The organism is Acinetobacter brisouii, assembly GCF_008993995.1.
Classification (GTDB): Bacteria; Pseudomonadota; Gammaproteobacteria; order Pseudomonadales; family Moraxellaceae; genus Acinetobacter; species Acinetobacter brisouii_A.
In genome coordinates, this window is record NZ_BKNN01000130.1 from 1 (window position 1) to 3,792 (window position 3,792).

Consider the following 3,792-nt stretch of genomic DNA (forward strand, 5'->3'; position numbering starts at 1 on the left):
GAAAAACATGGCTTTGCAGATCGTGTCGATCACCGTAGTTACAAAGATCAAGGCATAGACCTTGAAGCCACTCAACATGAGGGGCCACACGTTACCCAACTTCGCAGACAAGGCATAGACACCGAAATCAGTCTATCCAATGATGCCATCCGTGAACGCAACCAATTTAGCCAACACATCAAAGGTTTAGATCAAGAAATACAAGCATCTGAACGACTGTTGAATAACTTGATTCAGACCAGGGAAAAATTAGACCAGGAACAACGCCAAAAAGAAAAAGACCAGGAACAACGTTCCCCTGAAGAATTAACCAAAATCGCATATAGCGTTATTTCGCAATATAACGACGCTGTAGCGACGGAAGCAAAAAACATAGCACTAACTACCCAAAAAACAGAAATCGAGCAAATAAACGCTGTTTTGGAGCAAATAGAGCTATCAAAAACCAATCTTGAACACCAAAAAGAACAATTAGGCAAAAGACCTATGTTTTTTGGTGGGAAATGGGATGCTGCGAATGCAGAAATTCAAACCCAATGGCAAGAATTGGACAGTCAGGAACGAGATTTAAAGACCAAAACCCCACGTTTAGAACCTGAACGCTATACAGATCGGGCAAAAGAGATCGTAAACAAAGCTAATCCGAACCTGAAAGCCAAACATGATCGAGCAAGACTTCACCTTGAACGTGAACAACAACGAAAGTTAGCCGAACAGGAAAAGCGGAAACAGGAAGCCAAGGCACAACAAGAACGAGAAAGACAGGCATTCCTTGCACGTAAAGCCTTACGTGAGCAAGGAAAACATGACGAAGCCAATAAACTACTGGCTGAATCAAAAACACAAAGCCATAAGCCACGTTCACGCTAAAATTTAAAATTTCTTTTTTGGCGTTTATTAAAATTATCTAAACAATACATGGTCTTATAGAGCGAGTGTCTACGAGCGAACTAGCAATATTCGACCCTCGACCCTCTGAAAAACCGCTTTTAAATGATTTGAACCCTAGAAAATCTATATTTTCATGCTGAAATCCGCCCCTAGACCGAGCGAAGCGAGCATAAAGCTTTATGAGCGAAGCGAATTCATAGTTGCTTTTGCTTTTAGATTTCACAAACAGGATTAACCGAAAAACTGCCCCTCGAATCGAGCTTGCGAGATTCAATAGAGTTTGAGCGAAGCGAAAACCTAGGGCAGTTTTGACCACTCCCCTACCCCAAATGGGCTTTTAATAAGCTTTTAAGCTTTTAAATGCTTTTAGACAGGCTGAAAACATTGATATGACTGCATTACAGAGTTTATAAACGTACATTAGCTCTTATATAAACGTACATTAGCTCTTATATAAACGTACATTAGCTCTTATATAAACGTACATTAGCTCTTGATTAAAGTACATTAAAATATTAGTATTTAAACATACATTAAAAATAGTGTACTTTAATAATGAAAAACGGATTAGTAGTGAAAGATAATGCTTTAATCAATGCCAGTTACAACTTGGAATTAACAGAACAGCGTTTGATTATGCTTGCCATCATTAACGCCAGAGAATCAGGGCAGGGCATCACAGCGGATAGTAAGCTAGAAATACATGCTAGTGATTATGCAAAACTGTTTAATGTGTCAATTGATGCGTCATATAAAGCCCTTAGAGAAGCCGTAAACAACTTGTTTAATCGACAGTTCAGCTACACCGCCGAATATAAAAGAACAGGTAAAACAGGCATTGTACGGTCACGTTGGGTTAGCCGAATTTTTTATGTTGATGATTTAGCATTGCTAGAAATAACCTTTGCGCCTGATGTTGTGCCACTGGTGACACGACTGGAAGAACACTTCACAAGCTATCAAGCTAAACAAGTCGCACACTTAACCAGTAAATACGCAACAAGACTGTATGAGCTTCTCATTGCGTGGCGTGAAGTCGGCAAAGTTCCACAAATAGAAATTGGTGAGTTTAGAAACCGTTTAGGACTTTTAGATAATGAATACACAGCTATGCACAACTTTAAAAAGCGTGTATTAGAACCATCTATTCAACAGATCAATGAACATACAGACATTAACGTAACGTATGAACAGCATAAAAAAGGGCGGTTGATTTCAGGCTTTTCATTCAGGCTTAAACAAAAACAACAGCCAAAAATTGAAAAGCCAGTTGACCCGAAACGAGATCCAAATACCCCTGATTTCTTTATCCCTATGACCGATGCACAACGGCATTTATTCGCTCACAAGCTGTCTGAAATGCACGAAATGAGTGAGTATTCATTAGGTACTGAATCATACGAAGACTTTGCAAAACGTATTGCTGATATGCTTTTAGAGCCTGAAAAATTCAGGACGTTTTACCCTCTATTGGTACAAGCAGGATTTAACTATTAGGATATTGAAATGACAGATAGACAACAATTACTGGAAGCCTTTAGAAGTGCTAAAGGCATCGTAGATCATGAGTTTACTCAGGAAATAATTGATTCTTGCCAATCAAAGGATCAAGCAAGGCAGCAGCGCATCCTGAACGGTGAAACCACCTTCGAACAGGAAGATGCAGCACTCATGGAAGAATGGTACAAATTAAACTCGAAATAACTAACCAGCGTTAGAAACAGGTTGTAAACCGAATAACAATCTATCTCTATCTTCTGTTAAATACTCGTTCAAGTCAGCAAGAATTTTTGCCTTTTCTGAATCATCTTGCATTTTTTTTAACGCCAAAGAACCAAGCAAAATTTTACGTCTAGTATCTTCTTTTCGCTGTTGATCCGTTGCTTTCTTTTTTTCACGAGCCAAAACAGCTTGCTTCTGAGCTTTAAGCTGTTTCAAACGTTCTTCTTGTTTAGCAATTTGCTGTTCCAAAGATTCGACTTTCATTACAAATCCAATGCCTAAAAAAACCACAGTTAGCATAAGCGTACATGAATTGAAATTCAAGGTACTATCTGCTATCGTGGTTTTCCCAAAGGGCGCACTTTACCATTGAAAAAAATCTTCGATTTTTATTCAATGGAAGTACGGCAGGGGATTCCCCCTACAACCCCAAACCAGCTTATGCAAGCTGGGAAATTTGGAAACCCAAATTTAAGAGCAAAAGCAAAATGGCAATCTTTCATTTTTCAGTCAAAGCGATAAGCCGAAGTGCAGGGCGTTCAGCCGTTGCATGTTCTGCCTATCGTTCGGGTGAAAAACTAGAAGATCATTATCAAGGTAAAATTCAGGACTACACCCAAAAAACAGGTGTGGAATCTAAAAAAATCTATGCACCTGAAAACACCAAAAAAGAATTATTAGACCGTCAAGAATTATGGAATGCAGTTGAACAGGTTGAACGTAGAAAAGATGCAACCTTAGCAAGAGAGTTTGAAATTGCCTTTCCCCATGAGTTTAATGCAGAACAAAGACAAGACTTGCTCGATGAGCTATGTCAGGAAATTGTAGAAAAACATGGTGTGATCGTGGACGCATGTATCCATGCTCCACATACCAAAAGCGGAAGTGATGAAAGAAACTTCCATGCACACATCATGTTCACCAGTCGGCAGATTGACCCACAGACAGGCGACTTTGCCAAAAAGAAAAATCGAGACTTCAACAAAGAGCAATCCAGTGAAACCGTGAGCCACTGGAGAGAACACTTTGCAGAATTGACCAACCGCCATTTAGAAAAACATGGCTTTGCAGATCGTGTCGATCACCGTAGTTACAAAGATCAAGGCATAGACCTTGAAGCCACTCAACATGAGGGGCCACACGTTACCCAACTTCGCAGACAAGGCATAGACACCGAAA

The 3,792-nt window shown here is 39.7% G+C and carries 5 protein-coding genes; 4 read left to right on the top strand and 1 reads right to left on the bottom strand.

Features of this window, described 5'->3' with window-relative positions:
- The 3 genes from GBN19_RS15050 to GBN19_RS15060 form a co-directional block, all read left to right on the top strand.
- On the top strand, window positions 1–870 hold an 870-nt coding region (locus tag GBN19_RS15050), incomplete at its 5' end, for a MobA/MobL family protein (protein ID WP_171494507.1).
- Between the two features lie 576 nt (window positions 871–1,446).
- Window positions 1,447–2,388, top strand: a complete 942-nt coding sequence (repM, locus tag GBN19_RS15055) for a replication initiation protein RepM (RefSeq protein WP_151778662.1) — start codon at window positions 1,447–1,449, stop codon at window positions 2,386–2,388.
- 9 nt (window positions 2,389–2,397) lie between these two features.
- The gene (locus GBN19_RS15060; protein ID WP_005804955.1) at window positions 2,398–2,595 is read left to right on the top strand and encodes a hypothetical protein; all 198 of its coding nucleotides are present in this window, start codon (window positions 2,398–2,400) and stop codon (window positions 2,593–2,595) included.
- Here the strand turns inward: GBN19_RS15060 and GBN19_RS15065 are convergent, their stop codons facing one another.
- Window positions 2,596–2,877: a mobilization protein gene (locus GBN19_RS15065; RefSeq protein ID WP_151778663.1), complete on the bottom strand. Its 282-nt coding sequence runs from the start codon at window positions 2,875–2,877 to the stop codon at window positions 2,596–2,598.
- Window positions 2,878–3,101: 224 nt separating this feature from the next.
- Between GBN19_RS15065 and mobQ the strand changes: the two genes are divergently transcribed.
- On the top strand, window positions 3,102–3,792 hold a 691-nt coding region (gene mobQ / locus GBN19_RS15070), incomplete at its 3' end, for a MobQ family relaxase (protein WP_171494508.1).

Bases quoted from the DNA above. Each gene is read 5' to 3' on its own strand.
- repM (WP_151778662.1), top strand. From the start codon at position 1,447: ATGAAAAACGGATTAGTAGTGAAAGATAATGCTTTAATCAATGCCAGT.
- GBN19_RS15065 (WP_151778663.1), bottom strand. From the start codon at position 2,877: ATGAAAGTCGAATCTTTGGAACAGCAAATTGCTAAACAAGAAGAACGT.
- GBN19_RS15060 (WP_005804955.1), top strand. From the start codon at position 2,398: ATGACAGATAGACAACAATTACTGGAAGCCTTTAGAAGTGCTAAAGGC.